Source organism: Streptomyces sp. NPDC050564 (genome assembly GCF_044457265.1).
Classification (GTDB): Bacteria; Actinomycetota; Actinomycetes; order Streptomycetales; family Streptomycetaceae; genus Streptomyces.
Window position 1 is genome coordinate 1 of sequence record NZ_JBITGS010000006.1, and the last position, 18,902, is coordinate 18,902.

At 71.4% G+C, this 18,902-nt stretch carries 11 protein-coding genes and 1 pseudogene; 7 read left to right on the top strand and 5 right to left on the bottom strand.

Annotation, left to right across the window (positions count from 1 at the left end; all coding sequences use genetic code 11):
• Positions 1-540: 540 nt before the first annotated feature.
• The 3 genes from ACIBK0_RS11165 to ACIBK0_RS11175 form a co-directional block, all read right to left on the bottom strand.
• On the bottom strand, positions 541-2,001 hold the full coding sequence (locus ACIBK0_RS11165; protein ID WP_399078044.1) for a glutamate synthase subunit beta: 1,461 nt from the start codon (positions 1,999-2,001) through the stop codon (positions 541-543).
• Positions 1,994-6,592, bottom strand: a complete 4,599-nt coding sequence (gltB, locus tag ACIBK0_RS11170; RefSeq protein WP_399078046.1) for a glutamate synthase large subunit — start codon at positions 6,590-6,592, stop codon at positions 1,994-1,996. Before gltB ends, ACIBK0_RS11165 begins: the two co-directional genes overlap by 8 nt.
• 365 nt (positions 6,593-6,957) lie before the next feature.
• On the bottom strand, positions 6,958-7,689 hold the full coding sequence (locus ACIBK0_RS11175; RefSeq protein ID WP_399078048.1) for a VIT1/CCC1 transporter family protein: 732 nt from the start codon (positions 7,687-7,689) through the stop codon (positions 6,958-6,960).
• Between the two features lie 298 nt (positions 7,690-7,987).
• Here ACIBK0_RS11175 and ACIBK0_RS11180 point away from each other — a divergent pair, with 298 nt between their 5' ends.
• The 7 genes from ACIBK0_RS11180 to ACIBK0_RS11210 all read left to right on the top strand — a co-directional run bounded on the left by ACIBK0_RS11180 (position 7,988) and on the right by ACIBK0_RS11210 (position 16,722).
• Entirely contained in the window at positions 7,988-9,211 is a 1,224-nt protein-coding gene (locus ACIBK0_RS11180) for an ADP-ribosylglycohydrolase family protein (protein WP_399078050.1), read from the top strand.
• A gap of 860 nt (positions 9,212-10,071) precedes the next feature.
• A complete protein-coding gene (locus ACIBK0_RS11185; protein WP_399078680.1) occupies positions 10,072-11,175 on the top strand; it encodes an ADP-ribosylglycohydrolase family protein in 1,104 nt (367 codons plus the stop codon).
• Between the two features lie 7 nt (positions 11,176-11,182).
• Entirely contained in the window at positions 11,183-12,352 is a 1,170-nt protein-coding gene (locus ACIBK0_RS11190; protein ID WP_399078052.1) for an ADP-ribosylglycohydrolase family protein, read from the top strand.
• Positions 12,340-13,770: an ADP-ribosylglycohydrolase family protein gene (locus ACIBK0_RS11195; protein ID WP_399078054.1), complete on the top strand. Its 1,431-nt coding sequence runs from the start codon at positions 12,340-12,342 to the stop codon at positions 13,768-13,770. Before ACIBK0_RS11190 ends, ACIBK0_RS11195 begins: the two co-directional genes overlap by 13 nt.
• On the top strand, positions 13,767-14,687 hold the full coding sequence (rbsK, locus tag ACIBK0_RS11200) for a ribokinase (protein WP_399078056.1): 921 nt from the start codon (positions 13,767-13,769) through the stop codon (positions 14,685-14,687). Before ACIBK0_RS11195 ends, rbsK begins: the two co-directional genes overlap by 4 nt.
• Positions 14,684-15,889, top strand: a complete 1,206-nt coding sequence (locus ACIBK0_RS11205; protein ID WP_399078058.1) for a CaiB/BaiF CoA transferase family protein — start codon at positions 14,684-14,686, stop codon at positions 15,887-15,889. The genes rbsK and ACIBK0_RS11205 overlap by 4 nt, the downstream gene beginning before the upstream one ends.
• Positions 15,886-16,722 carry an HpcH/HpaI aldolase/citrate lyase family protein gene (locus tag ACIBK0_RS11210; RefSeq protein WP_399078060.1) on the top strand — a complete coding sequence of 279 codons (837 nt, stop codon included), beginning with the start codon at positions 15,886-15,888 and terminating at the stop codon, positions 16,720-16,722. Before ACIBK0_RS11205 ends, ACIBK0_RS11210 begins: the two co-directional genes overlap by 4 nt.
• A gap of 411 nt (positions 16,723-17,133) precedes the next feature.
• Here ACIBK0_RS11210 and lgt read toward each other — a convergent pair.
• Both lgt and ACIBK0_RS11220 read right to left on the bottom strand, forming a co-directional pair.
• Positions 17,134-17,943, bottom strand: a pseudogene (gene lgt / locus ACIBK0_RS11215) (prolipoprotein diacylglyceryl transferase); the annotation flags it as partial.
• Positions 17,944-18,061: 118 nt separating this feature from the next.
• A complete protein-coding gene (locus ACIBK0_RS11220; protein ID WP_399078062.1) occupies positions 18,062-18,838 on the bottom strand; it encodes a DsbA family protein in 777 nt (258 codons plus the stop codon).
• Between the last annotated feature and the right edge of the window lie 64 nt (positions 18,839-18,902).

Sequence of the window (18,902 nt, forward strand, 5' to 3'; positions counted from 1 at the left end):
GATCACATGGGGCGCGTCCGGCTCGCAGGTCTCCGTCAGGTGCGCCTTGTAGCCGGTCCAGCCCGAGCCGCGCTTGATCCCGTAACGGGCATCGGTGTCATAGGGCGAGCACAGACGCAGCCCTGCTCGAATCACGCCTTCCTCAGCAGAGTCCTGAAGCCCGATGCACTGCGAATGAAACCCGGTAGCGCCTCTCGGCGCGCCCACCAACTGAATACCTTGTAGCCGGCGGCGGATCCCGCACAGTGCGGGGTGGTCCACAGCGCCGGCTTGGCCGGGCTCGCCCGCGTGAACTCGGCGAGCGCGCCTGCTGGTGACCTTCACCGACACCGAACGCCCTTACACCCAGGGCAAGGTGGGCGCGTACACCGAGATGCCACGGTGCAGTTCCAGGGCCTGAAGGTGAGTTGACGAAAAGGCCGCGGCGCCCGCCAACGTCCGGTCGGGGACAAGGCGAGCGCCGTGGTTGTTCCGTACGCCTTTGTACGGGACGTTTTTGAGTGACTGTCAGGTCACGTACGGGAGGTCAGACCAGGGGGGTCAGACCACCAGCGAGCGGTCCGTCGGGCGGATCGGCGCCGGGAGGTCGCTGGCGCCGGTGAGGAAGCGGTCGACGCCACGGGCGGCCGAGCGGCCCTCGGCGATCGCCCAGACGATCAGCGACTGACCGCGGCCGGCGTCACCGGCGACGTACACGCCCGGGACGTTCGTCGCGAACTCGGCGTCACGCGCGATGTTGCCGCGCGCGTCGAGCTCCAGGCCGAACTGGGAGACCACGCCGTTCTCGACGTCCGTGCCGGTGAAGCCCATGGCCAGCGTCACCAGCTGGGCGGGGATCTTGCGCTCCGTGCCCGGCTTCTGGTTCAGCTTGCCGTCGACGAACTCGACCTCGACGAGGTGCAGCCACTGGACGTTGCCGTCCTCGTCGCCCTCGAAGTGGGTGGTGTTGACGGAGTAGACCCGCTCACCGCCCTCCTCGTGCGCGGAGGTGACCTTGTAGAGCATCGGGAACGTCGGCCAGGGCTGGCCCGGGTTCCGCTCCTCGCCCGGGCGCGGCATGATCTCCAGCTGCGTGACCGAGGCCGCGCCCTGGCGGTGGGCGGTACCCACGCAGTCCGCGCCGGTGTCGCCACCGCCGATGACCACGACGTGCTTGCCCTCGGCCGTGATCGGGGGCGCCACGTAGTCGCCCTCCTGGACCTTGTTGGCCAGCGGCAGGTACTCCATCGCCTGGTGGATGCCGTTCAACTCCCGTCCGGGGACGGGGAGATCACGAGCCGTCGTCGCACCGGCGGCGATGACCACGGCGTCGTACCGCTTGCGCAGGTCCGTCGCCTTGAGGTCGCGGCCGATCTCGATACCGGTACGGAAGCGGGTGCCCTCCGCGCGCATCTGCTCGATACGGCGGTTGATGTGCCGCTTCTCCATCTTGAACTCGGGGATGCCGTAGCGGAGCAGGCCGCCGACGCGGTCCGCGCGCTCGTACACCGCGACCGTGTGGCCGGCCCGGGTCAGCTGCTGGGCGGCGGCGAGACCGGCGGGACCGGACCCGATGACCGCGACCGTCTTGCCCGACAGGCGCTCGGGGATCTGCGGGGCGACATCGCCCGTGTCCCACGCCTTGTCGATGATCGAGACCTCGACGTTCTTGATGGTCACGGCGGGCTGGTTGATGCCGAGCACGCACGCCGACTCGCAGGGAGCGGGGCACAGGCGGCCCGTGAACTCCGGGAAGTTGTTCGTGGCGTGCAGGCGCTCCGACGCGGCGGACCAGTCCTCGCGGTACGCGTAGTCGTTCCACTCGGGGATCAGGTTCCCCAGCGGACAGCCGTTGTGGCAGAACGGGATGCCGCAGTCCATGCAGCGCGAGGCCTGCTTGGAGATGATCGGGAGCAGCGAGCCCGGAACGTAGACCTCGTTCCAGTCCTTGACACGCTCGTCGACCGGGCGGGTCCTGGCGACCTCGCGGCCGTGGTTCAGAAAGCCCTTGGGATCAGCCATTGGTCGCCGCCTCCATCATCTTCTCGGTGATCTCGGACTCGGGGAGTCCGGCTCGCTCGGCGGCGTCCTTGGCGGCGAGCACTGCCTTGTACGTGCTGGGGATGATCTTGCTGAAGCGGTCCACGGAGACGGACCACTCGGCGAGGAGCTTCTGGGCGACCGTCGAGCCGGTCTCCTCCGCGTGCCGGCGCACCACGTCGTGCAGCCACTGCTTGTCGGTGTCGTCGAGCTTCTCGACGGCGCCCACGTTGCCGACGTTCACGTTGTCGCGGTTCAGGTCGATGACGTACGCGACGCCGCCGGACATACCGGCCGCGAAGTTGCGGCCCGTCTCGCCGAGGACCACCGCGTGACCGCCGGTCATGTACTCACAGCCGTGGTCGCCCACGCCCTCGGACACGACCGTCGCGCCGGAGTTGCGGACGCAGAAGCGCTCGCCGGTGCGGCCGCGCAGGAAGAGCTCGCCGCCCGTCGCGCCGTACGCGATGGTGTTGCCCGCGATCGTCGAGAACTCGGCGAGGTGGTCGGCGCCCCGGTCGGGACGGACGATCACCCGGCCGCCGGAGAGGCCCTTGCCGACGTAGTCGTTGGCGTCGCCCTCCAGACGCAGCGTGACACCGCGCGGCAGGAAGGCACCGAAGGACTGGCCCGCCGAGCCCGTGAAGGTGATGTCGATCGTGTCGTCGGGCAGACCCGCGCCACCGAACTTCTTCGTCACCTCGTGGCCGAGCATGGTGCCGACCGTGCGGTTGATGTTGCGGATCGCGACCTGCGCGCGGACCGGCTGGGCGTCGGTCGCGGAGTCCGCGGCCAGCGCGTCGGCGGCGAGCTTGATCAGCTCGTTGTCGAGCGCCTTCTCCAGGCCGTGGTCCTGCCCGATGACCTGGTGGCGCACCGCGCCCTCGGGCAGCTCGGGCACGTGGAAGAGCGGGGACAGGTCCAGGCCCTGCGCCTTCCAGTGGTCGATGGCCCGCGCCACGTCGAGGGTCTCGGCGTGGCCGACGGCCTCCTCGATGGAGCGGAAGCCCAGCTCGGCGAGGATCTCGCGGACCTCTTCGGCGATGAACTTGAAGAAGTTCACGATGTACTCGGCCTTGCCGGCGAAACGGTCGCGCAGCACCGGGTTCTGCGTGGCGATACCGACCGGGCAGGTGTCCAGGTGGCAGACGCGCATCATGACGCAGCCGGAGACGACGAGCGGCGCGGTGGCGAAACCGAACTCCTCGGCGCCGAGCAGCGCGGCGATGACGACGTCACGGCCGGTCTTCAGCTGGCCGTCGGTCTGCACGACGATCCGGTCGCGCAGGCCGTTGAGCAGCAGCGTCTGCTGGGTCTCGGCGAGGCCGAGCTCCCAGGGACCGCCCGCGTGCTTCAGCGACGTGAGCGGGGAGGCACCCGTACCACCGTCGTGACCGGAGATCAGTACGACGTCCGCGTGGGCCTTGGAGACACCCGCGGCGACCGTGCCGACGCCGACCTCGGAGACCAGCTTCACGTGGATGCGGGCCTGCGGGTTGGCGTTCTTGAGGTCATGGATCAGCTGAGCCAGGTCCTCGATGGAGTAGATGTCGTGGTGCGGGGGCGGGGAGATCAGGCCCACGCCCGGGGTGCTGTGCCGGGTCTTGGCGACCCAGGGGTACACCTTGTGACCGGGCAGCTGGCCGCCCTCGCCGGGCTTGGCACCCTGCGCCATCTTGATCTGGATGTCGTCGGCGTTGACCAGGTACTCGGACGTGACACCGAAGCGGCCGGAGGCGACCTGCTTGATGGACGAACGGCGCGCGGGGTCGTACAGCCGGTCCGCGTCCTCGCCGCCCTCACCCGTGTTGGACTTGCCGCCCAGCTGGTTCATGGCGATGGCGAGGGTCTCGTGCGCCTCCTTGGAGATGGAGCCGTACGACATGGCGCCGGTCGAGAAGCGCTTGACGATCTCGGAGACGGGCTCGACCTCGTCGATCGAGATCGCCGGGCGGTCCGAAGTGAAACCGAACAGGCCACGCAGCGTCATGAGGCGCTCGGACTGCTCGTTCACGCGGTCCGTGTACTTCTTGAAGATGTCGTAGCTGCCGGAGCGCGTCGAGTGCTGGAGGCGGAAGACCGTCTCCGGGTCGAACAGGTGCGGCTCGCCCTCGCGACGCCACTGGTACTCGCCGCCTATGTCGAGGGCACGGTGCGCGGGCGCGATGCCGGAGGCCGGGTAGGCCTTGGCGTGACGCGCTGCGACCTCCTTGGCGATGACGTCGAGACCGGCGCCGCCGATCTTCGTGGCCGTGCCGTTGAAGTACTTCTCGACGAAGGCCTGGTCGAGACCGACGGCCTCGAAGACCTGGGCGCCGCGGTAGGAGGCGACGGTCGAGATGCCCATCTTGGACATGACCTTGAGGACGCCCTTGCCGAGCGCGTAGATCAGGTTGCGGATGGCCTGCTCGGACTCGATGCCCTGCAGGAAGGTGCCCGCGCGGACCAGGTCCTCGACGGACTCCATCGCCAGGTAGGGGTTGACCGCCGCGGCGCCGAAGCCGATGAGCAGCGCTACGTGGTGGACCTCGCGGACGTCGCCCGCCTCGACCAGCAGGCCCACGTGGGTGCGCTGCTTGGTGCGGATGAGGTGGTGGTGGACAGCCGCGGTGAGCAGCAGCGAGGGGATCGGCGCGTGCTCGGCGTCCGAGTGGCGGTCCGACAGGACGATGAGCCGGGCGCCGTTCTCGATGGCGGCGTCGGCCTCGGCGCAGATCTCCTCGAGGCGCGCGGCGAGCGAGTCACCGCCACCGGAGACCCGGTAGAGGCCGGAGAGGGTCGCGGCCTTCATGCCGGGCATGTCGCCGTCGGCGTTGATGTGGATGAGCTTGGCCAGCTCGTCGTTGTCGATCACCGGGAAGGGCAGGGTGACCGAGCGGCACGAAGCGGCGGTCGGCTCGAGGAGGTTGCCCTGCGGGCCCAGTGAGGAGCGCAGGGAGGTGACCAGCTCTTCGCGGATCGCGTCCAGCGGCGGGTTGGTGACCTGCGCGAACAGCTGGGTGAAGTAGTCGAAGAGCAGCCGCGGGCGCTCGGACAGCGCGGCGATCGGCGAGTCCGTACCCATCGAACCGATCGGCTCGGCAGCGGCCTTGGCCATCGGCGCGAGGATGACGCGCAGCTCCTCCTCGGTGTAGCCGAAGGTCTGCTGGCGACGCGTGACCGAGGCGTGGGTGTGCACGATGTGCTCGCGCTCGGGGAGGTCGGAGAGCTCGATCTCGCCGGCTTCCAGCCACTCGGCGTACGGCTTCTCGGCGGCGAGGCCGGCCTTGATCTCGTCGTCCTCGATGATGCGGTGCTCGACGGTGTCGACGAGGAACATCTTGCCGGGCTGCAGGCGGCCCTTGCGGACGACCTTCGCGGGGTCGATGTCCAGGACGCCGACCTCGGAGCCGAGGACGACGAGGCCCTCGTCGGTGACCCAGTAGCGGCCGGGGCGCAGACCGTTGCGGTCGAGGACCGCGCCGACCTGGGTGCCGTCGGTGAACGTGACACAGGCGGGACCGTCCCAGGGCTCCATCATCGTGGAGTGGAACTGGTAGAAGGAACGCCGGGCCGGGTCCATGGAGTCGTGGTTCTCCCACGCCTCCGGGATCATCATCAGCACGGAGTGCGGGAGCGAACGGCCGCCCAGGTGCAGCAGTTCGAGCACCTCGTCGAAGGAGGCCGAGTCGGAGGCGTCCGGCGTACAGACCGGGAAGATCCGCTCCAGGCCCTTGTCGCCGAAGAGGTCCGAGACGAGCTGGGACTCGCGGGCCCGCATCCAGTTGCGGTTGCCCTTGACCGTGTTGATCTCGCCGTTGTGCGCGACGAAGCGGTACGGGTGGGCGAGCGGCCAGCTCGGGAAGGTGTTGGTGGAGAACCGGGAGTGCACGAGCGCGATCGCGGAGGCGAAGCGGCGGTCGGACAGGTCCGGGAAGAAGGGCTCCAGCTGGCCGGTGGTCAGCATGCCCTTGTAGACGATGGTCCGCGCGGACAGCGACGGGAAGTAGACGCCGACCTCGCGCTCGGCGCGCTTGCGCAGCACGAAGGCCTTGCGGTCGAGGTCGATGCCCTCCGAAGCCGACTCACCGTCGGTCACGAAGACCTGGCGGAAGACGGGCATCGTCGAGCGGGCGGTGGCGCCGAGGAGTTCGGGGGCGACCGGGACCTCGCGCCAACCGAGGACGGTGAGGCCCTCGTCGGCGGCGATCGTCTCGATCTGCGAGACGGCGGCGTCGGCGCCGTCCTCGGGCAGGAAGGCGGTACCTACCGCGTACGCACCGGCCTGGGGTAGTTCAAATCCGGCCACCTCGCGGAAGAAGGCGTCGGGGACCTGGGAGAGAATGCCGGCGCCGTCGCCGGAGTCGGGCTCGGAGCCGGTGGCACCGCGGTGCTCCAGGTTGCGCAGAACCGTGAGCGCCTGCTCGACCAGCGCGTGGCTCGCCTCGCCGGTGAGGGTGGCCACGAAGCCGACGCCACAGGCGTCGTGCTCGTTGCGGGGGTCGTACATACCCTGCGCAGCAGGGCGAGCATCCATGAAAGACCAGTTCTGGCCGTTCGTGGAGTGCTGGGACGGCTGGCGCGGCGTACGCATCGGCTCTCCCGTCGTCGTCGTGGCATATGACATCTGCCGAGGGACGACGTTGGCCCTCTGCTGGGGGTGCAAAATTTCACGCAGGTTACATGATGGAGCGATTCTCGGGAACCGGATACCGCGTTCCAACATGCGGACACCGCAGGGGCGCGGCGGGGTACCGCGCGCAGCGGTGGAAATTAGGGGACCTAGCGGACAGATCAGTGACCGTCGGTCCGATTCGCGGCAGGCTTCGTCGCCCGCTACGAGTGGTGCGGAGCAGGCGTCATTGCCCGCGGCGCTTACGGCTCATGCCCGGTGGTTAAGGAATCGAAACCGCCGAGTAACGGCTACTTATGCAGTCCCTTGCATAGGTGCTCGATGCATCATCCTACGGCCGTACCGAAGAAGCTGCCCAGGACGTACGTCACACCCGCCGCGGCACCACCGAGGGCGAGCTGCCGCAGCCCGCTGAACCACCAGGACCTCGCCGTCACCTTGGCCACGACCGCGCCACACGCGAAGAGCCCGATCAGCGCGAGCAGCAGCGCGGGCCACAGGGCGGTCGCGCCCAGCAGAAACGGCAGTACGGGGAGCAGGGCGCCGAGCGCGAAGGATCCGAAGCTCGACACGGCGGCGACGGTCGGGGAGGGCAGGTCGCCCGGGTCTATGCCGAGCTCCTCGCGGGCGTGGATCTCCAGGGCCTGCTCGGGGTCGCGGGAGAGCTGCCTGGCGACTTCCAGCGCGAGCTCGGGCTCGACGCCACGGGCCTGGTAGAGCTCGGCGAGCTCGCGCTCCTCGTCCTTGGGGTGCTTGCGCAACTCCCTTCTCTCCACGTCGAGTTCGGCCTCGACGAGTTCGCGCTGCGAGGCGACGGAGGTGTACTCGCCGGCAGCCATGGAGAAGGCACCCGCGGCCAGACCCGCGAGCCCGGTGATGACGATGGTCTGATGGGAGACGGATCCGCCGGCGACGCCGGTCATGAGGGCAAGGTTGGAGACGAGGCCGTCCATCGCGCCGAACACCGCGGGGCGCAGCCAGCCGCCGTTGACATCACGGTGGGTGTGATTGTCGCGGTGCGCCTCGTGCAGTGTCGCTTCGGTCTCGATGATGGCCATGCGGGTCCCCCAGGTTGCTAAGGTAAGGCTAACTTTGGACGAGTTCTACTTTTCGACAACACTGAACTTACGCTTTTCATTTCCCTCTCGCCAGCAAGGAAAGGCTGGGCTTACCTGCGGCTTTACGTGGCAACGCTCATCCGTGTCGATCTCTGCACAGATGTCGACCGGGTGACGTCACGGCCCGCGAGGCTCCTGTCAACCGCCAAGGTGGGACAGATCCGCAAAGGGTTCCGCGCGCCGAGCTCCGAGCACTGAGCTCCGCGTCCTGACAGGGGCCCTGAGAGGAGAGGCACGTATGGCTTCCATCGCCTGCATTCCCTCGGTCCCGGCGCCGGGGGACGCCGCCGATCTCCGCGAACGGGCGCGCGGTGCGCTGCTCGGACTCGCCGTCGGGGACGCGTTGGGCGCGCCCGCCGAGAACATGAAGCCGTCGGAGATCCGTGCGAAGTGGGGCCGGATCACGGGGTACGTCGACGAGCACCCGGCCGGGACGGACGACACCGAGTACGCGATCTTCTCGGGCCTGCTGCTGGCCCGGCACGGTTCGGCGCTCACCGTGGCCCATGTCGAGTCGGCCTGGCACCAGTGGATCGCGGACCGTGACGAGGGCCCGTTCCGCGGGGCGGGCTTCAGCGAGCGCGGCACGCTGGAAAACCTGCGCCGCGGCCTGGCCGCCCCCATCTCGGCGCAACACCGGCACGCCTGGAGTGACGGCCTGGCCATGCGCGCGGCGCCCTTCGGCGTCTTCGCGGCCGGCCGACCCGCCGAAGCCGCCCGGCTCGTGGCGATCGACGGCTCGGTGAGCCACGACGGCGAGGGCATCTACGGCGGCCAGGCGGTCGCGGCGGGAGTCGCGGCGGCCATGGCGGGCGCCCCCACGATCGCGGTGGTCGCCTCCGCGCTCGCGGTGATCCCGGACGACTCCTGGACGGCCCGCTCCCTGCGCCGGGCGGTCGCCGTCGCCCATCGCGGCGAGCGTGCGGTCCGCTCCGCGGTCGTCATCGGCGGCTACCCCTGGACGGACCTCGCCCCGGAGGCCGTCGCCCTCGCCTTCGGCGCGTACGCGGCCGCCGACGGCGCCTTCGCCGAGTCCGTGCTCACCGCCGTGAACATGGGCCGCGACGCGGACACGACGGCGGCGGTCGCGGGCGCGCTGGCCGGCGCCACACGCGGCGCCTCGTCGATCCCACCCGCCTGGGCAGCGGCGATCGGCCCGGCCCGGGGCAGCTGCCTGCCCTCCATGGAGGGCCACCACGTACTGGACGTGGCGGAACTGCTGTCGCCCGGGGACGACGGGAAGTGGGCGGCCGGGGGGCTCGTGCGAGGTGCGGGTGGGGGTGAGGGTGGGGGTGGCGCCGGCTTCGTGCGGGATCCGGGGGGCGAGTGGGCGGTCCCCGGCCCGGGCGGCCGCCTGCTGCCCACCCCGGACACGCTCGCCCGGCCCTACGCACCGGCGAACGTACTTCCCGTAGCGGACGCCTACGTACTCGCCACCGATGACGACGAGGTACGACCGTGAGGCCCGGCCTGGTCGGGGACGAACCCGGGGAGGGCACCGGCGCGGGCGCCGGCGCGGGGGCTGGCGCGGGGGCTGGCGCCGCGGTGGACGCCGGAACGCCGGGACCGGTCTCAGCGGAGCCCGGCGCGCCGGGGCCGGCCCCGGCGGAGCCCGGCAGCACGGCGGGGCCGGGAGCGGAGGAGCCCGGCACGGCGGGACCGGGGACGGAGGAGCCCGGGGAGGAGGAGCCCCTCACGGAGGCGCTCGGCACAATGACGTCACGCTGGGCGGAATCCGGCATGGAGGAAGCCCTCGCGCAGATGCTCAGCAGGCCGGCATCCCGCTCCGCGAAGCCCCGCACGAGGGACGCCCTCGCCCAGATGCTCAGCGGGGCGACACCCCCCTCGGCGGAACCCCGAACAAAGCAACCCGCTGGCGAGCCACCCGGCACGACGACATCCCCCTCGGCGACACCCCGCACGAGGAAACCCGTCGCCAAGCCACCGGGCACAACGACACCCCACACGAAGCAATCCCTCGCCGAGCCACCCGGCGCCACGACACCCCGCCCGGCGGAACCCCCCACAACGGGGCCCCTCTCGGGCCTGCCCAGCACCGCGGCACCCGGCACGGCAACGCCGCCCTCGGCCGAGCCGCGTACAAACGAGCCCGGCACCGCGGCGCCCCGCACGGCAACACCCCGCACGGAGGAGCCCCCCTCGGACCTGCCCAGCACCGCGGCACCCGGCACGACGACGCCGCCCTCGGCCGAGCCTCGTACGAACGAGCCCAGCACCGCGGCGCCCCGCACTGCGACACCCCCCGCCGAGGGGCTCTCCCCGGCTCTCCGTGCGCAAGTACTCCGTACGCGCCCCCGCCGTATCGAGGGGCTGCTCCTCGGGCTCGCCGCAGGTGACGCCGCCGGGTGGCCCGCCGCGCGGCATCGGGCCGCGCGGATGCCCGAGTGGACGCGGCGGCTGACGCGGGAGCTGGACACGTTCGCGGAGCAGAACGCGACGACGACGCTGCCCGTGCCGATCGCGCTGAACCAGCCGCCGGAGCCGCTGCGGCTCGGCCCCTCGGACGACGCGGAGTGGGCGGCGTTCGCGGCGGAGGCCGTGCTGCGGGGCGGGGAGGGCAGCGCCCTCGGGGACCTGAGCCGGGAGCGGCGGATGCGGGCGTCCATCGACCTGTCGTGGAACGCCATCGCCAGCGAGGTCGCGGCCGCGGCCGAGCGCGCCCCCGAGGTCGAGTCCGCGCTGCTCCCCCTCCGCGCCCGGATCTCCGTGCGGGCCGGACTCGGCAACCTCGCCACCGGACTGCGCCCGCCCGCCACCGGCCACGACAATCCGCACTACTTCGACGACGCGGCCTGCGTACGGGCCTGCGTTCTCGCCGTGGCCCACCCGGGCGACCCCCGACTCGCCGCGGAACTGGCCGAGTTCGACGCCCGGTACACCCAGGACGGCGACGGCGTGCACGGTGCCCGCGCCATGGCCTCGGCGCTGGCCCTCGCCCTGACCGGGGCCGAGGTCGACGTCTGCGTGGACGCCGCCCTCGGCGAACTGCCCGAGTCGACGGAGATCGGCCGCAACGCCCGGCACGCGATCAAGCTCGCCCGCGACAGCGAAGGCACCTTCGCCCTCGTCCCCCTGCTGGAGCACCAGATCGTCGACCACGTCTACAGCTACGGCATCGCGGCCGCCGAAACCGTCCCCGTCGCCCTCGCCCTCGCCACCGCCGCGCGCGGTCGGATCGCCGAGGCGGTGCCCGCCGCCGCGTGTCTGTCCCGGGTCGCCGACTCGGCCCCGGCGCTCGCGGGCGCGCTCACCGGCGCGCTCGGCGGCGGCGACGCGATCCCTGCCGCCTGGCGCGACGCCTGCCGCACCCTCTCGGGCTGCGCGCTGCCCCGCCTCACCGGCACCGACCTCATCGGACTCGCCGATCTTTTGGAAGCGACGGAACTGGCCAGCCCAGAGGGATGATTCGGGCATGACGCCCAAAGGAGAAGGAACAGGAACCCTCGACGAACGGATCACCGGAGCCCTCGTCGGAGCCGCTGTCGGCGACGCGCTCGGCGGCCCCGTCGAGGGGTACACCCCCGAGCAGATCACCGAACGTCATGGCGGCCGCGTGCACGGCATCGTCGGCCCCTGGAACGGCGACCGCTGGCGTACGGCCCGCCCCATCGCCCCGTACCACAAGGGCGACGGACACGTCACCGACGACACCCTGATGACCCATGCGCTGGTACGGGTGTACGCCACCGTCCGCGACCACCTCGACGCGTACGCCGTCGCCGAGCACCTGGTCCCCGACCTCATGGGCACCCCCCGCTGGATCCCCGAACTGGAGGCCGAGGCCCTCCCCCTCCAGCGGATCTTCCTCGCGGAGAAATGGCTGGTGGCCCGCCTCCACTACGGCCATATGGACCCCCGCGAGGCAGGCACCGGCAACATCGTCAACTGCGGCGCCGCGATGTACATGGCCCCGGTCGGCCTGGTCAACGCGGCGAACCCCACGGCCGCGTACGCCGAGGCGCTCGACATCGCGGGCGCACACCAGTCCTCGTACGGACGTGAGGCGGCGGGGATCTTCGCGGCAGCGGTGGCAACGGCCTGCGCACCCGGGGCGACCCCGGACTCGGTCGTGGCCGCCTGTCTGGCCCTGGCGAAGGACGGCACGCGTTCGGCCATCCAGGCGGTCTGCGAAGTCGCCGCCCGGCATACGGACTTCGAGTCGGCACTGGGTCCACTACGAGAGGCGGTGGCCCCTTACGACACGGTGGGCCCCGACTACCGGTCCCCGTCCCTAGGCGCCCGCCGCCCGTCCCGTCTTCACTCCATCGAGGAACTCCCCATCGCCCTGGGCATGTTGGTGGTCTCCGGCGGCGACTACCGCCATGCCGTCCTCGGCTCGGTCAACTACGGCCGCGACTGCGACTCCATCGCCACCATGTCCGGCGCCCTCGCCGGCGCCCTCGGCTCCCAGGTCCCCCACGACTGGGCGAAGACCGTGGCGGAGTCGAGCCGCCTCGACCTGGACGCCCCGGCGCGGACCCTCGCGGAGGTCACCCGCGAGGTCTTCGAACGGGACGTACGCCGCCGTCGCGCCCACGAGTCGGCGTACGCGGCGTTGACGGGAACACCATGCTCCGACTGACCTGGGTCCAACCGGAGGACCTCCTCGGCCACGAACTCCACCAGGCCTCCCAGGACGGCCGCGAGCCGGGCGCCATCGCCACCCGCTGGCGAGCGGCGGGCGGCCCGCAGGCCCCCCTTCGCGCCGGCGCGTCGATGAATCCGGCGACCCGGTACCTCCGTGTCCTCGCGGAGGACCTCCTGGACGAACTGGCTGACCTGCCCAGCAGATTGACGGACCAGGAACCGACGGACCTGAGCGGGATCAAGGCCCACTGTCCCGACTGGCCCATCCGACCTGCGGGCAATCGTGCCGCCGGGGCGGCAGCCGTCCCGAGGAATGGCGGCACCCTGGACGCGCCGGCGAGTGCCTCCACTTCCGCGCCCACCCAGGCCCGCCTGGAAGCGGCCTGGCTGGGCAGAGCCGCCGGCTGCCTCCTGGGCAAACCCGTAGAAAAGCTCCCTCTGCAAGGGATCCGGGACCTGGCACGAGCCACCGGCAACTGGCCCCTCCGCGCATGGTTCACCGCACGCGGCGTCCCCGCCGACCTCCTGCACACGTACCCGTGGAACAAACGCTCCGCCCCCACCTCCCTCGCCGAGAACATCGACGGCATGCCGGAGGACGACGACCTCAACTACCCGCTCCTCAACCTCCTGTTGCTCCAGCGCCACGGCAGGACCTTCACCACCACGGACGTGGCCCGCCTCTGGCTGGACGAACTCCCGGCCGGCCGCACCTTCACCGCGGAACGCATCGCCTACCGCAACCTCCTCAGCGGCATCGAACCCCCACGCACGGCCCGCCATCGCAACCCGTTCCGCGAATGGATCGGCGCCCTGATCCGCGCCGACCTGCACGGCTGGACGAACCCCGGCGACCCGGCCGCCGCCGCGGAACAGGCCCACCGCGACGCCACCCTCACCCACACCGCCAACGGCGTCTACGCGGCGATGTTCACGGCGGCCACCATCGCCGAGGCGGCCACCGGAGCGAGCGACGTCCACGCCTGCCTGCGCACCGGCCTCACCGTCGTCCCGTCGGCCTCCCGCCTCGCCCGGGCGATCCGTCACGCCGTCCAACTAGCCGGCGCGACAGCCGACTTCGACACCGTGGTCGACGAACTGCACACCACTCACTCCGCCTACCACTGGGTCCACGCGATCCCCAACACCGCCCTGATCGCCGCCGCCCTCACCCACGCGGACGGCGATTTCACCCGGTCCATCTGCCGCGCGGTGTCGGGCGGCCTGGACACGGACTCGAACGGCGCCACGGCCGGCAGCATCGCGGGCCTGCTCGCCGGTGACCCCGGCGCCCTCCCCGACCACTGGACAAGCCCCCTCAAGAACCGACTGGCCACCTCGATCGCCGACTTCAACGGCATCGGCTTCGACATGCTCGCCCACCTCACGCACCGGGAGACCCGTCGCCCATGACCCACATCGCCGTACTCGGCAGCACGAACATGGACCTCGTCGCGTACGTCGCCAAGGCCCCACAGCGCGGAGAGACCGTGACGGGACGCGAGTTCCGTACGGTCCCCGGCGGCAAGGGCGCCAACCAGGCGGTGGCCGCGGCACACTCGGGCGCCGACGTCTCGTTGATCGGAGCTGTGGGCGCGGACGGCTTCGGCAGCCAGCTCCGGTCCACGCTGGAGCACTCGGGCGTGGACACCGACCATCTGCGCACCACCGAGGGCCCGTCCGGCACCGCGCACATCGTCGTCGACGACGAGGGCGGCAACGCGATCGTCGTCATTCCCGGCGCGAACGGCACCGTCACGGCCCTCGCCCCCGGCGACGAGACCCTCATCGCCACCGCCGACGCGCTGCTGCTCCAGCTCGAAATCCCGCTGGACGCGGTCGTCGCCGGCGCCGAGGCCGCGCGCCGCCACGGCGTCCGTACGGTCCTCACCCCCTCCCCCGCCCAGCCCCTGCCACCCCAGCTCCTCTCCTCCATCGACCTGTTGGTGCCCAACGAGCACGAGGCCGCCGCGCTCACCGGCATCACCGACCCGCGCGAGGCGGCCGCCGCCCTGCTCGACCAAGTCCCGGAAGTCGTCGTCACGTTGGGCGCCGCGGGCAGCCTGTACGCGGCCCGGGGTGCCGCGCCCCTCACCGTGCCCGCGCCCCGGGTGACCGCCGTGGACTCGACGGGCGCGGGCGACACCTTCGTCGGCACCCTCGCGGTGGCGCTCGTCGAGGGCCGGGAGATGCCGGAGGCGCTCGTATGGGCGTCGGCGGCGGCCGCCCTGTCGGTGCAGCGGCCCGGGGCGTCGTCCTCGATGCCGTACCGCTCCGAGATCGACGCCCAGGCGGCGCAGCACACGCAGCACCCGCGGCACACCTCATGAGCGGGCACCCCGAACGGAGCGGCCCGCTCACCGGTCTGCGCGTCCTCGACCTGGCGACCCTCTTCGCCGGACCGCTCGCCGCCACCATGCTCGGCGACTTCGGTGCGGAGGTCATCAAGGTCGAGCATCCGGCCAAGCCGGACCCGTCCCGGGGCCACGGCCCGTCGAAACACGGCGTCGGCCTGTGGTGGAAGCTGCTCGGCCGCAACAAGCGGACGATCACGCTCGACCTGTCGAAGTCCGGCGGCCGCGAGACCCTGCTGCGGCTTGCCGAAACCACCGACGTGATCATCGAGAACTTCCGTCCCGGCACCCTGGAGAAATGGGACCTGGGCTGGGCGGAGCTGTCGGCCGCCAACCCACGACTCGTCCTCGCCCGGGTCACCGGCTTCGGCCAGTTCGGCCCGTACGCGCACCGCCCCGGCTTCGGCACGCTCGCCGAGGCGATGAGCGGCTTCGCGGCGATCACCGGCGAGCCGGACGCCCCACCCACTCTCCCGCCCTTCGGCCTGGCCGATTCGATCGCGGGCCTGGCGACGGCGTACGCGGTGATGACCGCGCTGACGGCCCGCAACCGCACCGGCGAGGGCCAGGTGATCGACATGGCGATCATCGAACCGATCCTGACCGTCGTCGGCCCGCAGCCGATCTGGTACGACCAACTGGGCCACGTCCAGCCGCGCACCGGCAACCGTTCCGCGAACAACGCGCCCCGCAACACCTATCGCACGGCGGACGGTTCCTGGCTCGCGGTCTCGACGTCGGCGCAGTCGATCGCCGAGCGGGTGATGCGGCTGGTCGGGCGCCCGGACCTGATCGCCGAACCGTGGTTCGCCACGGGCGCGGACCGGGCGCGCCACGCAAACATCCTCGACGGGGCGGTCGGGGCCTGGATCGCCCGCCGCACCCGGGCCGAGGTCCTTGAGGCCTTCGAGAAGGCGGAGGCGGCGGTGGCCCCCATCCAGGACGTACGGGACGTCATGACCGACCCGCAGTACGCGGCTCTGGACACGATCACCACGATCGACGACCCCGACCTGGGCCCCCTGCGCATGCAGAACGTCCTCTTCCGGCTCTCCGCCACCCCCGGTGCGATCCACTGGGCGGGCCGCCCGCACGGCGCGGACACGGAGACGGTGCTCGCCGAAATCGGCCTGACGGGGCCCGAGATCGCCGCCCTGCGAGCGGAGGGTGCTCTGTGACCGCGGAGTTCCCCCTCACGTGGCTGTACGTCCCCGGGGACCGCCCCGAGGTCGTGGTCAAGGCTCTCGCCTCAGGGGCCGACGTCGTCCTCGTCGACCTGGAGGACGCCGTCGCCCCGGCCCGCAAGGAGTACGCCCGCGCGGCCACGGCCGATCTCCTGTCCGAGCCGCCGCCCGTGCCGGTCCACGTCCGCGTGAACGCCCTCGACAGCCCCCTGGCCGAGACCGACCTCAAGAGCCTGGCCCCGCTCCCCGGCCTGTCCGGTCTCCGCCTGCCCAAGGTGAGCTCGCCGGCCGACGTCGTACGGGTCGCGGAGGGCGCCACCCCCGCGGAGGGTGGGGCGATTCCCGTGTACGCCCTCCTGGAAACCGCCCTCGGGGTGGAACACGCCTTCGCCATCGCGTCGTCGCACCGCGCACTGCGCGGCATCGCCATCGGGGAAACCGATCTGCGGGCCGACCTGGGCGTACGGGACGACGCGGGCCTCGACTGGTCGCGCGCCCGGGTGATCGTGGCCGCCCGCGCGGCGGGGCTGCCGCCGCCGGTCCAGTCCGTCTACCCGGACATCCGCGACGTGGAGGGTCTCGCCGCGTCCTGCGCCCACGGCCGCGCCCTGGGCTTTCTCGGCCGCGCGGCCATCCATCCCCGCCAGCTCCCCATCATCGAGCGGGCTTACCTCCCGACTCCGGCGGAGATCGACTCCGCCGAAGCCATCGTGAAGGCCGCCGCCAACGACCCGGGCGCCCAGGCCCTGCCCGACGGCCGCTTCATCGACGCAGCGGTGGTAGTCGGCGCCCACCGCACCCTGGCCCTGGCCCGCCGTCTGAGCTGACCCTCCCACCGCCGGCTTTTCTCGCCCCCTCCGCCCCTGCCCATTCCCGTACCTGAGGGCTGCGCCCCCAGACCCCCGCTCAAAAGATCGCGCAGTTCCCCGCACCCCTGAAGGGGCACGGGGAACTGCGCGACAAGCCCCCAGCCACCGCAGGGGCACGCGAAGGGGGCGCCGCGTTCCAGGACGCGGCGCCCCCTTCGATGTACCGAAAGCCGTCAGTCAGCTCTTCTTGGCCGACTCGGCCTCGTCCTCGGTGACCGACTCGGCCTCGTCCTCGGTGACCGACTCGGCGGACTCGGCCGACTCGACCGCCCCCTCGGGCTCGGCAGCAGCCGGCTTGTCGAGCTCGACGCCGTCGCCGTCCTCCCCACGCTCACCCTCGCTGTCACCCTCGCCGGAGGCGCCCGCATCGGGCTCCACGATCTCCTCCCGCCCCGGCCGACGGCGCGAGGAGATGACGATGTACAGCACCGCGAGAAGGAAGACACCCATCGCGGTCCAGTCGTTCAGACGCAGGCCCAGGATGTGGTGGGCGTCGTCGACGCGCATGTACTCGATCCAGCCGCGGCCGACGCAGTACGCGGCGACGTACAGGGCGAACGCCCGCCCATGGCCGAGCTTGAAGCGGCGGTCGGCCCACAGGACGAGGAAGCCGACACCGATGCACCACAGCGACTCGTACAGGAACGTCGGGTGGTAGTACCCCGGCACCCGCCCGTCGGTGGAGGACGTGATGTGCAGCGCCCACGGAACGTCCGTCGCCCTGCCGTACAGCTCCTGGTTGAACCAGTTGCCCCAGCGTCCGATCGCCTGCGCGAACGCGATACCGGGCGCGACGGCGTCGGCCCAGGCGGGCAACGGGATGCCACGGCGGCGGCACCCGATCCACGCGCCCAGCGCACCGAGCGCGATCGCGCCCCAGATGCCGAGCCCGCCCTCCCAGATCTTGAAGGCGTCCACCCAGTCGCGGCCCTCGCTGAAGTACAGCTCGTAGTCCGTGATCACGTGGTAGAGCCGACCACCGACGAGGCCGAAGGGCACGGCCCAGACCGCGATGTCGGCCACCGTGCCGGTCCGCCCTCCCCGGGCGACCCAGCGCTTGTTGCCGAGCCAGACGGCTACGAAGACGCCGATGATGATGCAGAACGCGTAGCCGCGCAGCGGAATGGGGCCGAGATGCAGCACACCGCGCGACGGGCTGGGAATGAAGGCAAGTTCCATGGCAAGGTCGACGCTACCGTGCCGGACACCACCCACGGCAAGCAGCCCGGCAACGGGTCCATAACGTGCGGCGCCCCCGGAGCTGCCGACGGTCGGGGGCGCCAGGGCGGCGGAGGGCTCAGCCCTTGTTCTCCGCCTCCACCATCTGCTTCAGTTTGGCGGGGGTCATCGTCGGGTCCGAGTAGATGTTCTTGCCGCCGAAGAGCACGGTCGGCGTGCCGGTGAAGCCGCTGCTCTTGAAGGCGGCCTGCGACTTCTCGACCCAGCTGTCGTGCGTGCCGTCGTTGACACACTTCTGGAAGGCCGGGGTGTCCAGGCCGTCGACCTTGCCCGCCAGCTCGATGAGTTTGCTGTTGTCGGCGAAGGCGTCGTCGGTTTCCTTGGGCTGGTTCTCGTACAGCACGTCGTGGTACGCGGTGAACTTCCCGGCGTCCTGGGCGCAGGCCGCGGCGTTGGCGGCGCGGAGGGAGCCGGTGCCGCCCAGATTCCCGTCGATCAGCGTGACGAGGTGGTACTCGACCTTCAGCTGACCGGAGTCGACCAGCTCGTGGATCGTCGGGCGGTACAGGGCCTCGAAGGCCTGGCACGCCGGGCAGCGGAAGTCCTCCCACACCGTGAGGGTCGACTTGGCGCCGTCCTTGCCGACGGGGATCGCGAGACTGTCCTTGCCGATCGCCCCCGAGGGCGACACGAGCGGGCCCGATGTGTCGCTCTTCTTGCTCTTGCCGGAGTTGGCGGCCAACACGCCGACCACCGCGGCCAGGCCCAGGACGCAGACCACCGACGCCCCTACGATCAACGCCCGCCGACGCTTCTCCGCGGCCCTCTGCTTCTCTCGCTCGACCGCAAGCCGCTCGCGGGCGGTGCGCTTTCCGTCACGGTTCTTCTCGCTCACATCCGGCAGAACGAACCGGGGAGGCGCAGCGCGCCTCCCCGGTCCCAGGTCCACCCGTTCGAGT